Raw genomic sequence first — 18,484 nt, 5'->3', positions numbered from 1 at the left:
TTAATTTCATTAAAAAATCAAAAAAATTAATATATTTGTTTTTGTTAATAAATTTTAACAACTTACATTTGTCGTTAATTAACACTTAAAATTAAATAATAAACATGAAACATCTTAGCAAATTTCTAATTGCTTCTTTGCTTTTTGTAGGGTTAAGCAACTTACAAGCACAAGATCAGAATAATCCTTGGTTGATAAGTTTTGGCATCAATGCTATAGATTTATATCCTACCAATCATCCAGCAACAGGAAACTGGTTTGATGAATATTTCAATGTGGAAGATCACTGGAATTATCTTCCCACAGTTTCGGCAATATCAGTATCTAGATATATTGGAGATGGTTTTTCTATTGGTGCTCGTGCAACAATAAATAAAATTGAAAAAATAGGAGACACAAGTATTGATAACTTAAGCTACTTTAGTGTTGACGCTAATCTTAAATATAGCTTTAATGAATTTCTAAATTTAGGTAAATTTGATCCTTTTGCAGAAATTGGAGGTGGTTCAATATGGCTAGGTGAAGAAAGTTCTAGAATCACTCTTAATGGAGGTTTAGGTTTTAATTATTGGTTTACTGAAAATGTTGGATTAACTGTGCAATCTACGTACAAGCATACTTTTCAACAAGCTGTAGTACTCCCTCATTTCCAACATGTATTTGGTGTCAGCTTCAAATTTGGAGGTGTTGACACGGATAAAGATGGGATATTTGATGACGATGATGCTTGCCCAGAAGTTCCTGGACTTCCAGAATTTAACGGGTGCCCTGATTCTGATGGTGATGGCATAGAAGACAGTAAAGATGCTTGCCCCAACGAGGCTGGCCTTGCTGAACTAAACGGATGCCCTGATTCTGATGGTGATGGTATTGCTGATAAAGATGATGCTTGCCCAAATGAAGCTGGTCTTCCTGCTTTAAATGGATGTCCTGACGCTGACGGTGATGGTGTTGCTGATAAAGATGACAACTGTCCCAATGAAGCTGGTCCAAAAGCAAACAGAGGATGTCCATATCCTGATAGAGATAATGATGGTGTTCTTGATAAAGATGATGCTTGTCCTGATTTAGCTGGTACTGTAGCGAACCAAGGTTGTCCAGAAATTACTGAAGAAGTTCAAAAACAACTTAATGAATATGCAAGAACTATTTTATTTGACACAGGAAAATCTTCTATCAAAGATGAATCTGAAGCAGTATTAAAAGATATCATTGCTATTCTTAATGAGTATCCTAATTCCAAATTTACTGTAGAAGGCCATACGGATAGTGTTGGTAGTGAAAAACTTAATCAACGATTATCTGATTCAAGAGCAAACTCAGTAAAAGAATATTTAATTGCAAACGGTGTTGATGCCTTTAGGTTATCTGCCCTAGGTTATGGTGAATCTAAGCCTATTGCTTCCAATGCTACCAGAGCTGGAAGAGCACAAAACAGAAGAGTTGAGATAAACCTAGTTAAGAATTAATTTAACTATATATAATAATTCACAAAAAACGCTCAGATATCTGAGCGTTTTTTTATTTTTAAAATATGAAGCCTTTTTTAAACGAAATTGCTGAAGAGGTATATGCAAACTATGCCAATCGTTTAAGCTCAATAACCTTCATACTACCCAGTAAAAGAGCTGGGTTGTTTTTTAAAAATGCCCTGCTAAATCAAAATACACAAACAATTTTAGCTCCTAAGATTTACAGTATTGAGGAGTTTATTCAAGAGTTATCGGGAATTATACTACCCCAAAACTTAACTTTGCTTTTTGAACTTTATAATATTTATAGGCGTACTCATAAAAATGATCCTATTGAGGATTTTTATGCCTTTTCCAAATGGGGCACTACTTTAATACATGACTTTAATGAGATTGATCGGCATTTAATTTCAAACGATCAACTATTTTCATATTTATCTTCCCTTAAAAAACTTGACCAATGGGGAATGGGAAAAGATCAAACAGCGTTACAAAAAAATTATCTCCGCTTTTTTGAAAACCTGAAATGTTACTATGATGATTATAAAAAACTGCTCTTAAAAAAGAAAATAGGCTATCAAGGTCTACTTTACAGGCAGGCTGTTAATAATTTAGAAAAATACATCCATAATAATACTGAAAAAAAACATTTATTTATTGGCTTTAATGCACTAAATAATGCTGAGTCTAAAATCATTCAATCATTATTAGATGCTTCATTAGCAGAAATTTATTGGGACTGTGACAACCACTTTCTTGACGATAAGGAGCACGATGCTAGTTTTTTCATACGAAGTTATCTCCGTTCATGGAGCTATTATCAAAAAAATCCACTTAAACACATTTCCAATCATTTTCAGGAAGAAAAAAACATTCAGATAATTGGTGTTTCCAAAAATATTGGGCAGGCAAAATACATTGGCAATCTATTAAAAAAGATTCAAGAAGGCGATCTATCAATAAAAAATACCGCAGTGATTTTAGGAAATGAAAATTTATTGCCTGCTGTTTTAAATAGCATTCCAGCGACTATTCCTTCGGTAAATATTACAAGCGGCCTCTCTTTGTATAATACATCAATAGCTGCATTTTTTAATATGTTTTTTGAGTTGCTTGAGAAAAAAAACAATAACGGATGGTATTATAAAAATGTTCTTTCCATATTATCTCATCCTATTTTTTCATTGCTTTTCGAGTTTAAAAAAATAAATTTTGCTCGTTCATTAATTAAAAATATCCATCGAGAAAACAGTATTTATGTCAGTATTAATTTCATAGAAAATAACATTCCTAAGGAGTTAGGCGAAATTGTAAAAACAATATTTAATACAGATAATTCTGTTCGAAACACTATCTTAAATTGCCTTAAAATCATCTCAAGATTAAAAGAAATGTATCAAATACGCAACGATAGACTATCGTTAGAATATTTATATCGGTTTCATCAGGTTTTTAATCAACTACACGTGCTGAATGAACAAAATCAGATTATTCTCCATATAAAAGCTCTAAAAGGCTTATATAAAGAGCTTTTAATTAAAGAGCGGATCGATTTTCAAGGACAGCCATTAGAAGGGTTACAGATCATGGGGTTGCTTGAAAGTCGAAATCTAGACTTTGAAACTATTATCATTTCATCGGTTAATGAGGGTATCCTTCCGGCAGGAAAAAAAGAACAATCTTTTATTCCCTTTGATGTAAAGAAAGCCTTTGGCTTACCTACATACAAAGAAAAAGATGCTATTTACACTTATCACTTTTATAGAGTCTTACAAAGGGCCAAAAATATTTTTCTTATATACAACACAGAGCCTGATACACTTGAAGGTGGAGAAAAAAGTCGATTTTTGCTACAATTAATAAATAACAATGTTCCTGCGCACCATATAAAAGAAATTATTGCAAGCCCTATAACTCCCCCGATCATTTCTGCGCTAAAAGAAGTTAAAAAAACCCATACTGTTCTAAAAAAATTACAAACAATTGTAAAAGAGGGCTTTTCTCCTACCTCTCTAACTAATTACATCAGAAATCCCATTGATTTCTATCATCAAGTCATATTAGGAATCCAAAGCGAAGAAGAAATAGAAGAAACACTAGCGGCAAATACCTTAGGAACTATCATACATGATACACTTGAAGCATTATATAAGCCTCTGGAAGGACAGCTGTTAAGTGTTGAATTGCTTGATGATATGAGCTCTAAAGTTAGAAACTTAATTGATAAAAACTTTCAGAAAATATATCCTGCTGAAGCATACGCCAAAGGGAAAAATTTAATTGCTTATAATGTTGCTATTAAGCATATAGAGCGCTTTCTAAATATGGAGAAAAAAGATTTAGAGAAGGGAGCCTCTATAAAAATATTACATATTGAAAGCAAATTTAAAATACGTTTGCCTATCCTTGAATTGGACTTTCCTGTATATCTAAAAGGAAAAGTAGATCGTATTGATGAGAAAAATGGAGTAATTCGTATTATCGATTATAAAACAGGCAGTGTATCACAGAATGATCTGGAAATTACAGATTGGGACTTATTAAGGTCTGATTATAGATATAGCAAAGCTTTTCAGGTACTTGCTTATGCTTACATGTTCCATGAAAAAATGCCTCATGAAACTGTTGAGGGGGGAATTCTTTCTTTCAAAAATCTTAATAGTGGTTTTTTGAAGTTTGCTACAAAAACCTCTTCTAAAAGTAGAATAAAAAACACCCTTATAGTAGACGAAACATATATAGAATTTATGGCTTCTTTAAAAAGTCTTATTCTTGAGATATTTAATCCTGATATTCCATTTATTGAAAAAGAAACAACAGCATGATTATAAAAAAGAATATTGTTATAGAAGGAGCTCATAAACGATCATTCCTTTTAGATGTTTTCCTAAAAAATAATTCCTCTTCTTTACCTCTTGTTATTTTTTGTCATGGATATAAAGGTTTTAAAGACTGGGGATGCTGGGATTTAGTAGCACAAAGATTTGCAGCTGCTGATTATTGTTTTATAAAATTCAATTTTTCCCATAATGGAGGAACTGTAGAAAATCCTATTGATTTTCCAGATTTAAATGCTTTTGCAGAAAACAATTATATAAAAGAATTGACCGATTTAGATGTTGTTATTAATTGGCTATGCAGTACTGAATTTCCTTTTGCAGCCCATATTAATACTTCTAATATTTCATTAATCGGACATTCTAGGGGCGGAGGTATTGTTACCATAAAAGCTGCTGAAGATCACAAAATCAAAAATATAGTTTCATGGGCAGGTGTTAGCGATTATTCTACCCGATTTCCTAAAGGGGAAAAATTAGCCGAATGGAAGGAGTTAGGAGTAATGTATGTAGAAAACGCCCGAACAAAACAACAAATGCCCCACAATTACCAGTTTTATGAAAACTTCAAAGCCAATGAGTCCCGATTAAATATTCAAAGTGCTTCAGAAAAATTAAACATCCCCCACTTAATTATTCATGGTAATACTGACAACTCAGTATCTATTAATGAAGCTAAAGCGCTCCACCGATGGAACTCCAAAAGTGAATTATGTATTATACAAAGAGCAAACCATGTATTTGGGGGAAACCATCCTTGGAAAAACAAAAACTTGCCGGATGCTTTAGGGCAAGTAGTTGAAAAAACAATCGATTTCTTAAAATAAAAGTGGAGCATATCGGATTCGAACCGATGACCTCTACGCTGCCAGCGTAGCGCTCTAGCCAGCTGAGCTAATGCCCCTTTATAATTTCCCTATGAGTACCAATAGTGGAATACTGCAATGAAACTCACGCTTCAAAATTATATTTTTTTCCCAAAGTTTGGTAAAAAATCCTCTTTTTCTTCTAAAAACACACAATATATCTGGATGGTGTTCTTGAAAATGCTCCAAAACCCCTTGAAAAGTAGTTGCATTTTCTGTTGTAGTCAATTTGTTGCTCAATGCTTTTAATTCAGGTGCTAAGATTAAATCTTTTTCTTTAAGCTTCGGAGTTTTTACAAGAAGTAAGCTTATCTGTGCGTTAAAAGCTTCCCGAATTTCTTTCAATGGTTTTAATACATTTTCCCGTTTCAATATGCCAGACCTAAAAGCCGTTAATATTGAAGAAGGCTCTTTAAACCCGTATCCTCCCGGAACTATCATTAGTGGAATTTCTGTTTGCTTAACGATACTTCCTGATACAGTATCCAGAAAAACTTCTTCTTTTATGTTGCTGTTAGATTCTATTATCACCAAGTCTATGGCTAATTCTTCAGAAAGGTTCTTTATGAGGTCTATTATATTCCCTTTTGCTGTAACTGTAGCGACATCAACACTACGCTTGTCAACTTTACTTAAACAGGTCTTTAAATATGTTTTTGTTTCTTCTTCTATAATCTCATCTATATTTTGCATCCTACCTGCCCGGGATATCACATTGTAATCTCCCAAAACATATACACGAGCATTAAAATATGCTGCAAAATCAATTGCGTATTGTATTGTACTCTCCGGGGTTTTTGATGCACCTACAGGTACGAGAATATTTTTCATCCGTAAATATCTTTCTTTACTTTTACAGGCTCAAAAGTACGCAAAAAGGTGCAATAATAGATGAAAATTCGATTAGCTGAAAAAAACGATTTGAATGCCTTAGTATCCATAGCCCGTTCGTGTGACAGCTATATGCGCTCAAAAGGCATTTTTCAATGGACTGATGATTATCCTTCATTAGAAGCTTTCGAAAACGACCTTAAAAGACATGAATTATATATATTGGAGTTTAATAATAGTATTATTGGGTGTATTACGGTTTCTACTTATATGGACAACGTATATCAACCTGTTAAATGGTTAACTCCCAATTATAAGAACATATACATTCATCGACTTGCTATTCAACCAAAAGAACAAGGCAAAGGCTATGCACAAAAACTCATGAACTACGCAGAAAAGTATGCAATCACAAATGGATTTCAATCTATACGATTAGATACTTTTAGCAAAAACCCTAAGAATTGTGCTTTTTATGAAACCAGAGGGTACACCCGGCTAGAAGAAATATACTTTCCCTTGCAAAGTGAGTATCCATTCTATTGTTATGAATTGATCTTAACCGAAAATATTTTTTCTTCTCTATGAGCAAAACAACGCTTCATAAAGTCTCTTTCAAAGAAATCAATTCATTAGCTATTCCGGCTATCATTGCGGGAATTGCCGAACCATTGATCTCCCTTACAGATATTGCTATCATCGGAAATGTTGATAAAAACCCTGTAGAAGCCTTGGCTGCTGCTGGGATTGTAGGCTCTTTCCTTTCTGCCATCGTATGGATTGTTGCGCAAACAAAAACAGCCATTTCTGCCATCGTTTCACAACACCTAGGGGCTAATCGGCTACATGCTGTAAAAACATTAGTGCCCCAAGCAATTATATTTAATCTTTTGTTAGGAGTCATTATCTATATTTCAACCGCTTGGTTTTCACATGTTATTTTTAAAGCCTATAACGCAGAAGGGCTTATCCTCACGTATGCCAAAGAATATTATCAAATACGGGCTTTTGGCTACCCTGTTACGCTAGTTACCTTTGCTGTTTTTGGGGTGTTCAGGGGGCTTCAAAACACCTATTGGGCAATGAAAGCCAGCTTGGCAGGTGCCATAACCAATGTTGTTCTAGATTATCTTTTGGTTTACGGAGTAGGTGATTTCATTCCTGCCATGCACCTCAAAGGGGCTGCTTATGCAAGTGTTGTTTCACAATTGTTGATGCTGATAATTGCGCTGTATTTCTTTTTTAAGAAAACCCCGTTTGGGCTAAAAATCCGTTTCAAGCCTAATCCGCAAATAAAGCCTCTTTTTTTAATGAGCCTCAATCTCTTTATAAGAACTGCGGCACTTAATTTTGCCATATATCTTGCCAATGCATATGCTACTGATTATGGAAAAAATTACATTGCTGCACAAAGTGTCTTAATGAATATTTGGTTGTTTTTTGCCTTCTTTGTGGATGGGTATGCGAATGCCGGAAATGCTATTTCAGGAAAGCTTTTGGGCGCTAAAGCATATAAAAAACTATGGCTTTTGAGTATTGATATTAGTAAATATGCCATTTTTATTGCATTCTTTTTAATTATTATATGCAGCATTTTCTATCACTCCATAGGCATTCTTTTTAATAAAGACGAAGGTGTACTGAATCTTTTTTATACTACTTTTTGGATTGTTCTGGCCATGCAGCCTATTAATGCAATCGCTTTTGTGTTTGATGGTATCTTTAAAGGGCTGGGAGAAGCCCGGTACCTTAGAAATTTGCTCCTTGTGGCTACCTTTATAGGGTTTGTGCCCGTCCTTTTGATAGGTGACTATTTTGATTTGAAACTTTATGCCGTATGGATGGCTTTTATTATATGGATGATTATCCGTAGTGGTGGATTGATACTGAAGTTTAGAAAGAAATATCTAAAAACCATCGATTAGATTTATTATTTTTGAAGAAATCACTATAAAAATGACCAACTGGCCCAACGGAAGTTTATACACTCACATCCAGAACAAAATAGCCACTATAGAATTTGGGCACCCGGCGAGTAATTCATTCCCGTCTGAATTATTGGAGCGGCTTACCAAAGAACTCAACAAACTATCTAAAGACACCTTTGTAAATGTCATTGTTTTAAAAAGCGAAGGCGATAAAGCATTTTGTGCGGGCGCATCTTTTAATGAATTGATTTCCATAACCAACATTGAAGAAGGAAAAACTTTTTTTAGTGGGTTTGCCAATGTAATCAATGCTATGCGCAAATGTGGTAAAATCATTATAGGGCGCATTCAGGGAAAAGTTGTAGGAGGGGGTGTTGGGCTGGCCGCAGCATGTGATTATTCATTAGCTACAATAGATGCTTCCATCAAACTTTCTGAGCTTACTATTGGTATTGGCCCATTTGTAATAGCCCCTGCCGTGGAGCATAAAATAGGGATCGCTGCTTTTGCTGAGCTTTCTTTGGCTGCTGATGAATGGAAAAATGCCTATTGGGCAAAAGAAAAAGGGCTTTATGCAAAGGTATATGAAACAATATCAGAATTAGACCGCGAAGTAGAAGCCCTTTCAGAAAAATTAGCTTCTTATAACCCTGAAGCACTTATTGAACTAAAAAAGATTCTTTGGGAAGGCACCGATCAATGGGATACTTTACTTGCTAAAAGAACAGAAATATCAGGAAAGCTTGTGCTTTCTGATGTTACAAAAAATGCTTTAGAAAAATTTAAAAAGTAATTCGTCATATCTTTGCGTAAAGCTGTCTACAGATGAGTACTATTCGTATTACCAAACAATTCAATTTCGAAACCGGCCATGCACTGTACGGTTATGATGGAAAATGTAGAAATGTGCACGGGCATAGTTATAAACTTTCTGTAACGGTTATCGGATCGCCTATTTCTGATATTAATCATGTAAAATATGGAATGGTCATTGATTTCAGCGACCTCAAAAAAATTGTCAAAGAAGAAATTGTAGATGTTTTTGACCACGCTACCGTTTTTAATAAAAATACCCCCCATATAGAGCTTGCCAATGAATTGAAAGAACGTGGGCATCAAGTTATTTTAGCTAACTACCAGCCTACCAGTGAAAATATGGTGATTGATTTCGCCATAAAAATTAAAGCCCGATTGCCTGAAAATATCCAGCTTTATTCTTTAAAACTACAGGAAACTGAAACCTCCTTTGCCGAATGGTTTGCAACCGACAACTAGAAAATAATATACACCATAAACAGAAAAATGGACATCCCTAAAGGCAAAAAAATATACTTCGCTTCCGACAACCACCTCGGGGCACCTTCCCGTATGCAAAGCCTCGAACGGGAAAAAAAATTTGTACAATGGCTTGATGAGGTAAAGCAAGACGCTGCCGCCATTTTTTTGTTAGGAGATTTGTTTGATTTTTGGTTTGAGTACAAAACTGTTGTTCCAAAAGGGTTTACTAGGACTTTAGGGAAACTGGCCGAAATAACCGACTCCGGCATCCCCATTTATTACTTTGTAGGTAACCATGATTTATGGATGAACGGCTATTTTGAAGAAGAACTGAACATTCCTGTGTATCACAAACCTCAAGAATATACTTTTAACAACAAATCTTTTTATATTGGCCATGGTGATGGCCTAGGCCCAGGGGATAAAGGTTATAAACGCATGAAAAAAGTATTTACCAATCCCTTGTCAAAATGGCTTTTTAAATGGCTGCACCCCGATTGGGGTGTTCGGCTAGCACAATACCTTTCTGTTAAAAACAAATTGATTTCCGGCGATGAAGACATAAAATTCCTTGGTGAAGAAAACGAATGGTTGGCACAATACAGCAAACGCAAATTAGAAAGTAAGCATTACGACTATTTCATTTTTGGACACCGTCACCTGCCATTGGAAATCCCTGTAGGGGAACGTTCAAAATATGTGAATTTGGGGGATTGGATACGCTATTTTACATATGGCGTTTTTGAGGACGATGAACTTCTTTTAAAAAAATATGGTGAATAAGTTATTTCATAAAAACAACCTTTCGGTTACCCCATATTTTATTCTCTTTGTGATCCTTGTTGCTTTTCAGTCATGTTTTCGACTAAGGACATCCGATAAAAAATCTATGGAATTGTTTAACGAAAGGCAGATAGAAAACCGCATCGATTATTTCTCCCCTTCCAATTACGATTATAAAATCCGGGTTGTAAATACTTCATCAAAAAAGGTTGATACTGCGATTGTTTTTATTCATGGAGCCCCCGGATCAGCCGATTCTTTTTATCGTTATTTAAGTGACTCTTTATTGTTAGAAAAAGCACATCTGTATGCAATTGACCGTCCGGGATATGGTTATTCAAATTTCGGAAAACCTTTAACATCTATTGAGGAACAGACCCGTATTATCTCTAATGTCATTGACAGCCTTCCGCAGCATTACGTATTGGTAGTGGGCCATTCCTATGGCGGGCCTATTGCCGCTTACTCTAGCCTTTTTTCTGATAAAGTAAAAAGTGTTATGATGTTGGCCCCTGCCATCGACCCTGAAAATGAAAAAATCTTTTGGTTTGCCAATATCTCCAAATGGAAATTGACCAAATGGATGGTCCCGGGAGCGCTCTGTGTAGCCGGAGAAGAAAAATTTACGCATGTAGAAGAGCTTAAAAAGGTGAAAAATGTATGGCCCTCCGTTAATGTCCCTATAGTGCACATGCATGGAAAAAAAGATAATATTGTGCCCTTTGAGAATGTTCCCTTCTCAAAGGAAAATTTCAATGAGGAGCACCTCAAGGTAATAGAACTCCCACTAGAAAACCATTTTATCCCCTGGACACAGCATGCCCTAATTGTAGATGAGATTTTAGAACTTCTAGAGAAATAAATACCTTCTCTTGTAGTAGAGTTTCTCAAAAGTCGTAAAAACATCAAATTTGTCATATTGAGCGCAGTCGAAAATTATATATCATTGACAATAAAATATTTCGACTGCGCTCAAGTTGACAGCAAAAATTACTTTTGAGGTTCCCTTCTCTTATTCTCTTAAATCTTTAACCTTCAACTGCAAATCAACTTTCCCGTTCCATTCATTTTCATCTATGGAATAGACCGCGCTGAATTCTTTTTTGTTTTGAACAAGCGTTAATTTTTCACCTAAATTAAACCCAATACCATCTATAGAATACTGGGCCCTTCCATCCGAACGCTTAGGCATGTTTTGAAAAACCTTTATTTTTAAATGTTTGCCATACCCTCCCACAACTTTTCCGTATCCGGTATCCCGAAGATTGCGGGTCATAAAAACCGGCGTCATGTTTCCCGGGCCAAAAGGTGCAAATTGTTTCAGGATACGATAAAACTTTGGCGTGATTTCTTTTAACTCAATTTCTATATCTATTGAAATTTCCGGCGTTAGCAATTCCTTGTCAATAGAGGTGGAAACAACTTCCTCAAACCGTTCCTTAAAAGCGTTATATTGTTCTTCTTTCAAGGTAAGCCCTGCTGCATATTTATGTCCGCCAAACTGTTCTAAATACCCTGAACAGGCTTCTATGGCTTCATACACATCAAATCCTTTTACAGAGCGGGCTGATGCTGCCAGTTTTTCCCCCGACTTTGTAAATACCAATGTGGGGCGATAGTGTGTTTCTATAAGACGGGATGCTACAATGCCTATCACCCCTTTATGCCAATGTTCACTATAAACCACAGAAGTACAGCCATGTTGCTCCTTGTTTTCTTCGATTTGAAGCAACGCCTCTTTGGTTATCTGTTCGTCCAAGTCTTTCCGGTCTTGATTATACTGCTCTATCGCTTCCGCAAACTGTACTGCAGTATCAAAATTGGTTTCTGTGAGTAAGTCCACAGCATGCTGCCCGTGTTTCATCCTTCCAGCCGCATTGATCCGTGGGGCAATAATAAAAACAACATCAGTTACGGTAAGTTCTTCTTTTTTTATTTGATGTGCAATGGCCGCTATCCCCGGCCTCGGTTGCTCATTGATTTCCTTTAATCCATAATACGCCAATATCCGGTTCTCGCCCGTTATGGGGACAATGTCTGCGGCAATGGCCGTCGCCACCAGATCCAAATAAGGCAATAAATCCTGTATGGTTTTTCCTCGTTTGGTGGCTAAGGCCTGTGTCAGCTTAAACCCTATTCCGCAACCACATAACTCGTCATACGGATAATTGCAATCGTCCCTTTTCGGGTCTAAAATCGCAACGGCTTCCGGCAATGCATTACCCGGTCGGTGGTGATCGCAAATAATAAAATCAATGCCTTTTTCTTTTGCGTATGCTACCTTTTCAATGGCTTTAATGCCACAATCTAACGCAATAATGAGCGACATCCCGTTATCATCTGCAAAATCAATCCCCTGATAGGAAATTCCATACCCCTCGTCATAACGGTCTGGGATATAGGTAGCCACGTTGGGATAAATGGTTTTTAAATATGATGACATCAAAGAGACAGCTGTGGTGCCATCTACATCATAATCCCCAAAAACGAGAATATTCTCTTTGTTTTCTATCGCCTTTTCAATCCGGCTGACCGCTTTGTCCATATCTGTCATCAAAAACGGGTCGTGCAGGTCATCCAGTGACGGCCGAAAGAATTTTTTTGCGGCTTCATAGGTTTCAATCCCCCGCTGTAACAATAAAATGGCAATGGTTTTATCTACCCCTAATTCCTGGGAAAGGGTTTTTATTTTATCGTCATCGGGAATTGGCTTTAATTTCCAACGCATTGTGTAAAATAGGTATTAATCCTCTAACAAAGCACAAAAATGGAAAACTAATTTTGTATTTTGGCTCTTGAATTTTGAAAATTATAAACAAATGCCTTTAGTGACGCCATTATCCTCGGATGCCAATCCGGAAGTGAAAAAATTAGCCGAGTTTTTTAACGAAACCCTTGGGTTTTGTCCCAATAGTGTCCTCACCATGCAAATACGGCCGGAAATAGCCCGGTCGTTCATTAACCTCAACATGGCGGTTATGGAAAATCATGGGCGTGTCTCTTCTGCTTTAAAGCGGATGATTGCCTGGGTAAGCAGTAACGCTACGGGTTGCCGGTACTGCCAGGCACATGCCATTAGAGCGGCGGAGCGTTATGGTGCCGAGCAGGAACAATTGGACAATATTTGGGAATATAAAACACATCCTGCTTTTTCAGAGGCAGAGCGAGCTGCTTTGGATTTTGCTTTAGCTGCTTCACTTGTGCCTAACCAAGTAGATGAAACGACAAAATCCCGGCTTTATGAGCATTGGGATGAAGGGGAAATCGTAGAAATGTTAGGAGTTATTTCCCTGTTCGGGTACCTGAACCGATGGAACGACAGTATGGGCACTACCTTAGAAGATGATGCTATTGAAAGTGGTAAACAATACCTCGACAAAAATGGTTGGGATGTTGGAAAGCATGTGTAGTTGTTTTAGATATGAGAAGTTGGTATTGAGTAGAGAGAAGGGATAACAGTATCTTTGTCATTCCTGCTTTCACAGGAATGACAATTATTTCAATATTTTTTTCACCCGTTCCTGCAACTCTGGGAGCACTTGTTCTTCAAACCAAGGGTTTTTTGTCAACCAAAATCTGTTTCGAGGTGAGGGGTGTGGTAATGGCAAATATTTTGGCATGTACTCTTGAAATGCCCTAACCGTTTCCGTCAAGTTCCTTTTAATATGTTCTTTTAAGTAATAACGCTGTGCATATTGCCCAATTAAAATAACCAATTCTATATTTGGCATTTTTTTGAATAATGGCTCATGCCATTGTGGGGCACATTCCGGTCGGGGTGGCAAATCGCCTGTTTTTCCTTTTCCCGGGTAACAAAACCCCATCGGCATTAATGCTATATTGGTTTCATCATAAAATACCGGGTTGGAAACCCCCAACCATTTACGAAGTTGTCTTCCGCTGGGGTCATCCCACGGGATGCCGGTTTTATGAACGCTCGTTCCGGGTGCCTGTCCTATAATTAGTATTTTCGCTTCAGGATGCGCAGCAACCACCGGGTTTGCGCCTAAAGGCAAGTGTTTTTCACAAAGTGTGCAGGTTTTAATGGTGGTCAGCAGGTTTTGCATAGTATCACTTCTTCCCTCCAACGATGAGGGCAATTTCCCCTTTCGGGGGTTTGTTGGTATAATATTCCAACACTTCTTTTACAGTACCGCGTATGGTTTCTTCATGGAGTTTGGAAAGCTCACGGGAAACAGAAACAGGTCGGTCTTCCCCAAAGTATGTCATGAAATCCCCTAGTGTTTTTATCAACTTGTGTGGCGATTCGTAAAAAATGATGGTTCGAGGTTCTTCTGCTAATTGTTTTAAACGTGTTTGCCGTCCTTTTTTAACCGGCAAAAACCCTTCAAAAACAAATCGGTCATTCGGCAATCCACTGTTCACCAACGCGGGTACAAAAGCCGTTGCTCCCGGCAAACAATCTACCTCAATATCGTTTTCAATACATGCACGGGTGAGTAAAAATCCCGGATCGGAAATTGCTGGGGTGCCGGCATCGCTTATTAAAGCAATCGCTTCACCATTCTGGATTCGCTTTACAATAACATCTACCATTTTGTGCTCATTGTGCATATGGTGGCTTTGCATAGGGGTGGTAATATCAAAATGCTTAAGAAGTTTTCCGCTAGTACGGGTATCTTCTGCCAAAATAATGTCCACTTCCTTTAAAACCCTAATAGCCCTTAGGGTTATGTCTTCCAGATTGCCAATAGGAGTAGGAACAATGTATAGTTTTGACACGCTTTGTAAATTTTTACGATCGGACTTTTTTCCCTAAGAAATAAGAAATCAATAATAGTGGTAAGGCCAAACTCACTGTAAAAATACTATCCTGATATGTGTAATGGGCAGAAAAAGCTAAAACTAAATTAAAAAAGAATCCGGCATACGCCCATTCTTTTAAGGCCTTCCATTTATTAATAAGAATTACTGCTATTCCCAATACCTTGGCCACAGCCAACGGATACACAATATAAGTGGGATACCCATATTGTTGAAAGAAATCTTCAACTCTTTCATAATTGGTAAAATATATCGTTGCCGAATACAAAAATAGAAGTGATATCAGTCCAGTGACTATCCAATAAATAATACGTTGTACCATTTTATATGAAAATATTAATTGAACTTGTATTGTATCAATTCTACCAAACGTTGCTCGTATGTTTCCTTTCCTTTCCAGTTACCATAGTCCGGTTTTATCATGTCATTGATAAAGTGCAATGCTTCTTTTTCATTATCAATGGTATTGAGCTGTGAAACCACCCTGTTAAAATCCTCCGTGCTTCCATTAAAGAGGTGTTTTACAAAAGCAATCCGGTCATTCAGGTCAATGGAGATGCCCTTTTTCAATTTTTGTTGTACCGATATCGGCTTTGATGCTACTTTTTCTTTTTCCACAAACTGGGGCTCAATTTTATAATCTGCCAGGAGATCATCCAGTGAATCCTCTTTGGGCATTTCTGCTACCATATCTTTTATAGTGTCCATCAACGGAGTCACGATATCCTCCTCATGTGGGTTACTTTCCGGCACTCGTTTGTTTTCATCAAGTACAGATGCTGCCAGTTCTTCAAACTTAGCAACTACTTCACTTTTGCCAACCAACGGCTTTAAAGAGCCAAAGTGTTCCTCTACAAACTTTAAAATAGTAAGTTGCTCATACACATTTTTAGCCTCTTTTTGCAATGCTACAATATCTTCCTTTCCTTTTAGTTTTAATATCCTGTGAGCAATGCTAACCAATTCGGATTCTAATTTCTTCTTCATAAGTTTTTAATTTATACCAACAGGCACTCCGCTTTTTTAATAAATTTGTACAGCTTATAGCTATAAACGGGAATGATCCCCGTTTTCGTCTTGAAAAATACAAAATGTTTCTCGAAAATACGGTAAATCATAAAGAACAATTTGGGTGGATCGAAGTAATTTGCGGTTCTATGTTTTCCGGAAAAACTGAAGAGCTCATCCGCAGGCTAAAACGTGCGCAATTTGCCCACCAAAAAGTAGAGATTTTTAAGCCTGCCATTGACAGTCGCTACCATGATGAAATGGTGGTATCGCACGACGCCAATGAAATCCGTTCTACACCCGTTCCTGCTGCTGCCAACATCCGCTTATTGGCTGATAGTTGTGATGTGGTAGGAATTGACGAAGCCCAGTTTTTTGACGATGAAATTGTAGCCGTTTGCAACGATTTGGCCAACAAAGGTATCCGGGTGATTGTTGCCGGACTGGACATGGATTTTAAAGGAAACCCTTTTGGCCCTATGCCGGCACTTATGGCTACGGCCGAATATGTAACCAAAGTACATGCCGTTTGTACCCGTACCGGAAACCTGGCCAATTACAGCTTCCGAAAGTCGAATGATGACAACTTGGTGCTTTTAGGGGAAACTGAAGCTTATGAACCCCTAAGCCGTGCCGCTTTTTTCAAAGCTATGCTCCACGAAAAAGTGCGAAAAATAGATGTAAAAGACCCTGAGGAAATCTCCGGAAAAAACAATAAATAATACGCCTATGCCAATAGCTAATGAGACTGTCTTGGAGATCAACCTCAACCACTTAAAGCATAATTACGAATACTTAAAGTCAAAGTTAAAACCGGAAACCAAATTTTTAGCAGTGGTAAAAGCCTTTGCCTATGGGAGTGATGCCGTTGAAATAGCCCGTTACCTCCAAGATGAACTAAACGTTGATTATTTTGCCGTAGCCTATGTGAATGAAGGTGTTATGTTGCGGAATGCCGGGATCACCGCCCCGATCTTGGTCTTGCATCCTCAAAAGGCGAATCTGGAAATGCTAATTGAACGATGTCTCGAGCCTAGCATCTACTCATTCTACATACTGAACGCTTTTTTGGACGCTGCGGAAAAAAACAAGCAAACCAATTATCCCGTTCACATAAAATTCAATACCGGGCTCAACCGGCTTGGTTTTGAGAGTAGTGAGACCAACTCCCTTGTCTCCATATTAAAAGAGGCCCCACAGGTAAAAGTAACCTCTGTTTTTTCTCATTTGGCAGCCTCGGAAGATCTCAACGAAAAAGATTTTACGCTTGCCCAGATTGAAGAATTTAAAAAAATTGCTGCGCAATTTGAAAGCGAAATAGGCTTCCGGCCAATGCTTCACCTGCTAAATACCTCCGGGATACTTAACTATGCCGCTATTGCGCAATTTGATATGGTTCGAAGCGGTATTGGGCTGTACGGTTTTGGCAATGACCCTAATTACAACCAACATCTAAAACCTATTGCTACCTTAAAAAGTGTTGTCTCGCAGATTCACAACATTGCGCCTAGGGAAAGTGTGGGCTATAACCGGGGGTTTATTGCTTCTGAAAAAATGAAAACCGCTACCATTCCCATAGGTCATGCCGATGGTATTGGACGGCAATACGGAAACGGAAACGGCTTCGTCACCATTCATGGTAAAAAAGCCCCGATTGTTGGCAACGTGTGTATGGACATGCTCATGGTAAACATCACAGATATTCATTGCCACGAAGGCGACGAAGTTATCCTCTTTGGCCAAAACCCCAACGTAGCCACTTTTGCCGCTACGGCAAATACCATTTCTTATGAATTGCTTACTGCTGTTTCCCAACGGGTAAAACGGGTGGTTTTTAAATAATAGTTTTTAAAGTTATGACATATAACCATTGGTTAGCAGCAATTAAAAAATGAATAAAAGAAATATTTGGTTTTTCAGTTGTCTAATTGTGACTTTTTCAACGATTCTACTTTTAGCCACCGGCTCTTTTTTATTGACAGTGGCTATAGATAATTCTAATACTGTACCGCTAGGAAGTTTTATTATTTGGGCTGGAATAATTTCATTTCCGCATACAATATACTGGGGAGTTAAAGAATTAAGGAGGCCTACAAAAAAGTTCAACAAAATTCTAGCGGTATTTCTTAAAATCATAATCACCCTAGCAATTCTTTGGCTGCCATTAGCATATTTACTCGCAGGTAATCTCTCTTTTTCTTTTTCTGAAAAAGAATCATTTCAGGGCGGACAAAATGCAATGAAATGGTTTTGGCGCTTAAGCTATGGAATTGAAATTGGAGCCCTTTTAATCATAGTCATTTATTGTGCTTCATTGCTGTTTATTAAAAAGAAAGCTACTGTCAACAATCTATAAATGGTATTACAATATCTTTTATACTAACCGTAGGCATAGAGAAAAAAATAATGTGCAAAATGACTTATATAGGTAGTCCTTCTAAATTATAGAAAATCCCATTTGATATAGACAGAACAAGGATTAAATAAAAATAAACAATACTTCAGCAATTAAAACTTTATTTTTTATATCAAAAAATCAATAAAAAGGGTAGGGTATTTCTATCTTTAATTGTTATAATTGTAGTCGTTTAATTATTTTCTTTTGAAATCATTAAAAAACAGACACAACCATAATACCTAACCTTAATAAATAAAACTATGTGAAAAACTAACTGACATATCACTATTAAATATTA

At 37.1% G+C, this 18,484-nt stretch carries 19 protein-coding genes and 1 tRNA gene; 13 read left to right on the top strand and 7 right to left on the bottom strand.

Translation table 11 applies throughout. The features are described from left to right. The first annotated feature begins 104 nt into the window (after positions 1-104). The 3 genes from WBG21_RS08745 to WBG21_RS08735 all read left to right on the top strand — a co-directional run bounded on the left by WBG21_RS08745 (position 105) and on the right by WBG21_RS08735 (position 5,136). Positions 105-1,469 (top strand): OmpA family protein, encoded by a 1,365-nt coding sequence (locus WBG21_RS08745; protein ID WP_340076966.1) that lies wholly within the window; start codon positions 105-107, stop codon positions 1,467-1,469. A 65-nt stretch (positions 1,470-1,534) separates the two neighbouring features. Next, complete coding sequence (locus WBG21_RS08740; RefSeq protein WP_340076964.1) at positions 1,535-4,297, top strand: PD-(D/E)XK nuclease family protein; 2,763 nt, start codon at positions 1,535-1,537, stop codon at positions 4,295-4,297. Beyond that, positions 4,294-5,136, top strand: a complete 843-nt coding sequence (locus tag WBG21_RS08735; RefSeq protein ID WP_340076962.1) for an alpha/beta hydrolase family protein — start codon at positions 4,294-4,296, stop codon at positions 5,134-5,136. The genes WBG21_RS08740 and WBG21_RS08735 overlap by 4 nt, the downstream gene beginning before the upstream one ends. Before the next feature lie 3 nt (positions 5,137-5,139). Here the strand turns inward: WBG21_RS08735 and WBG21_RS08730 are convergent. Both WBG21_RS08730 and WBG21_RS08725 read right to left on the bottom strand, forming a co-directional pair. Next, positions 5,140-5,213 (bottom strand) — tRNA-Ala (locus WBG21_RS08730). A 1-nt stretch (position 5,214) separates the two neighbouring features. Beyond that, positions 5,215-6,006, bottom strand: a complete 792-nt coding sequence (locus WBG21_RS08725; RefSeq protein ID WP_340076960.1) for a universal stress protein — start codon at positions 6,004-6,006, stop codon at positions 5,215-5,217. A gap of 60 nt (positions 6,007-6,066) precedes the next feature. Here WBG21_RS08725 and WBG21_RS08720 point away from each other — a divergent pair, with 60 nt between their 5' ends. The 6 genes from WBG21_RS08720 (at position 6,067) to WBG21_RS08695 (ending at position 10,857) form a co-directional block, all read left to right on the top strand. Continuing rightward, entirely contained in the window at positions 6,067-6,594 is a 528-nt protein-coding gene (locus WBG21_RS08720) for a GNAT family N-acetyltransferase (RefSeq protein WP_340076958.1), read from the top strand. Next, the gene (locus WBG21_RS08715; RefSeq protein WP_340076956.1) at positions 6,591-7,931 is read left to right on the top strand and encodes an MATE family efflux transporter; all 1,341 of its coding nucleotides are present in this window, start codon (positions 6,591-6,593) and stop codon (positions 7,929-7,931) included. The genes WBG21_RS08720 and WBG21_RS08715 overlap by 4 nt, the downstream gene beginning before the upstream one ends. Positions 7,932-7,962: 31 nt before the next feature. Beyond that, on the top strand, positions 7,963-8,727 hold the full coding sequence (locus tag WBG21_RS08710) for an enoyl-CoA hydratase/isomerase family protein (protein ID WP_340076954.1): 765 nt from the start codon (positions 7,963-7,965) through the stop codon (positions 8,725-8,727). Positions 8,728-8,759: 32 nt separating this feature from the next. Next, entirely contained in the window at positions 8,760-9,209 is a 450-nt protein-coding gene (locus WBG21_RS08705) for a 6-pyruvoyl trahydropterin synthase family protein (RefSeq protein ID WP_340076952.1), read from the top strand. A 27-nt stretch (positions 9,210-9,236) separates the two neighbouring features. Continuing rightward, on the top strand, positions 9,237-9,995 hold the full coding sequence (locus WBG21_RS08700; RefSeq protein ID WP_340076950.1) for a UDP-2,3-diacylglucosamine diphosphatase: 759 nt from the start codon (positions 9,237-9,239) through the stop codon (positions 9,993-9,995). A 106-nt stretch (positions 9,996-10,101) separates the two neighbouring features. After that, positions 10,102-10,857: an alpha/beta fold hydrolase gene (locus WBG21_RS08695; protein ID WP_340076948.1), complete on the top strand. Its 756-nt coding sequence runs from the start codon at positions 10,102-10,104 to the stop codon at positions 10,855-10,857. Between the two features lie 150 nt (positions 10,858-11,007). Here the strand turns inward: WBG21_RS08695 and recJ are convergent, their stop codons facing one another. Beyond that, positions 11,008-12,723 (bottom strand): single-stranded-DNA-specific exonuclease RecJ, encoded by a 1,716-nt coding sequence (gene recJ / locus WBG21_RS08690; protein ID WP_340076946.1) that lies wholly within the window; start codon positions 12,721-12,723, stop codon positions 11,008-11,010. 91 nt (positions 12,724-12,814) lie between these two features. Between recJ and WBG21_RS08685 the strand changes: the two genes are divergently transcribed. After that, complete coding sequence (locus WBG21_RS08685) at positions 12,815-13,405, top strand: carboxymuconolactone decarboxylase family protein (protein WP_340076944.1); 591 nt, start codon at positions 12,815-12,817, stop codon at positions 13,403-13,405. 84 nt (positions 13,406-13,489) lie between these two features. Here WBG21_RS08685 and WBG21_RS08680 read toward each other — a convergent pair whose 3' ends face one another. Genes WBG21_RS08680 through WBG21_RS08665 form a run of 4 tightly spaced genes read right to left on the bottom strand, consistent with a single transcriptional unit; the run spans position 13,490 to position 15,767 of the window. After that, positions 13,490-14,062, bottom strand: a complete 573-nt coding sequence (locus WBG21_RS08680) for a uracil-DNA glycosylase family protein (protein ID WP_340076942.1) — start codon at positions 14,060-14,062, stop codon at positions 13,490-13,492. A gap of 4 nt (positions 14,063-14,066) precedes the next feature. Beyond that, positions 14,067-14,738 (bottom strand): 16S rRNA (cytidine(1402)-2'-O)-methyltransferase, encoded by a 672-nt coding sequence (rsmI, locus tag WBG21_RS08675; protein ID WP_340076939.1) that lies wholly within the window; start codon positions 14,736-14,738, stop codon positions 14,067-14,069. A gap of 13 nt (positions 14,739-14,751) precedes the next feature. Continuing rightward, a complete protein-coding gene (locus WBG21_RS08670; protein WP_340076936.1) occupies positions 14,752-15,102 on the bottom strand; it encodes a DoxX family protein in 351 nt (116 codons plus the stop codon). 14 nt (positions 15,103-15,116) lie between these two features. After that, positions 15,117-15,767, bottom strand: coding sequence for a hypothetical protein (locus tag WBG21_RS08665; RefSeq protein ID WP_340076934.1), 651 nt, complete (start codon positions 15,765-15,767; stop codon positions 15,117-15,119). 104 nt (positions 15,768-15,871) lie between these two features. Here WBG21_RS08665 and WBG21_RS08660 point away from each other — a divergent pair, with 104 nt between their 5' ends. From WBG21_RS08660 to WBG21_RS08650, 3 genes are read left to right on the top strand one after another with little or no spacing between them, the layout of a single operon-like run. Beyond that, entirely contained in the window at positions 15,872-16,510 is a 639-nt protein-coding gene (locus WBG21_RS08660; RefSeq protein ID WP_340076932.1) for a thymidine kinase, read from the top strand. Positions 16,511-16,517: 7 nt separating this feature from the next. Beyond that, positions 16,518-17,630, top strand: a complete 1,113-nt coding sequence (gene alr / locus WBG21_RS08655; protein WP_340076929.1) for an alanine racemase — start codon at positions 16,518-16,520, stop codon at positions 17,628-17,630. A gap of 49 nt (positions 17,631-17,679) precedes the next feature. Beyond that, positions 17,680-18,144, top strand: coding sequence for a hypothetical protein (locus WBG21_RS08650; RefSeq protein ID WP_340076927.1), 465 nt, complete (start codon positions 17,680-17,682; stop codon positions 18,142-18,144). Positions 18,145-18,484 lie beyond the last annotated feature (340 nt).

Source organism: Leptobacterium meishanense (assembly GCF_037645805.1).
In the GTDB taxonomy this organism is placed as follows: domain Bacteria; phylum Bacteroidota; class Bacteroidia; order Flavobacteriales; family Flavobacteriaceae; genus Leptobacterium_A; species Leptobacterium_A meishanense.
This window is presented reverse-complemented; position numbering and strand designations above follow the sequence as displayed.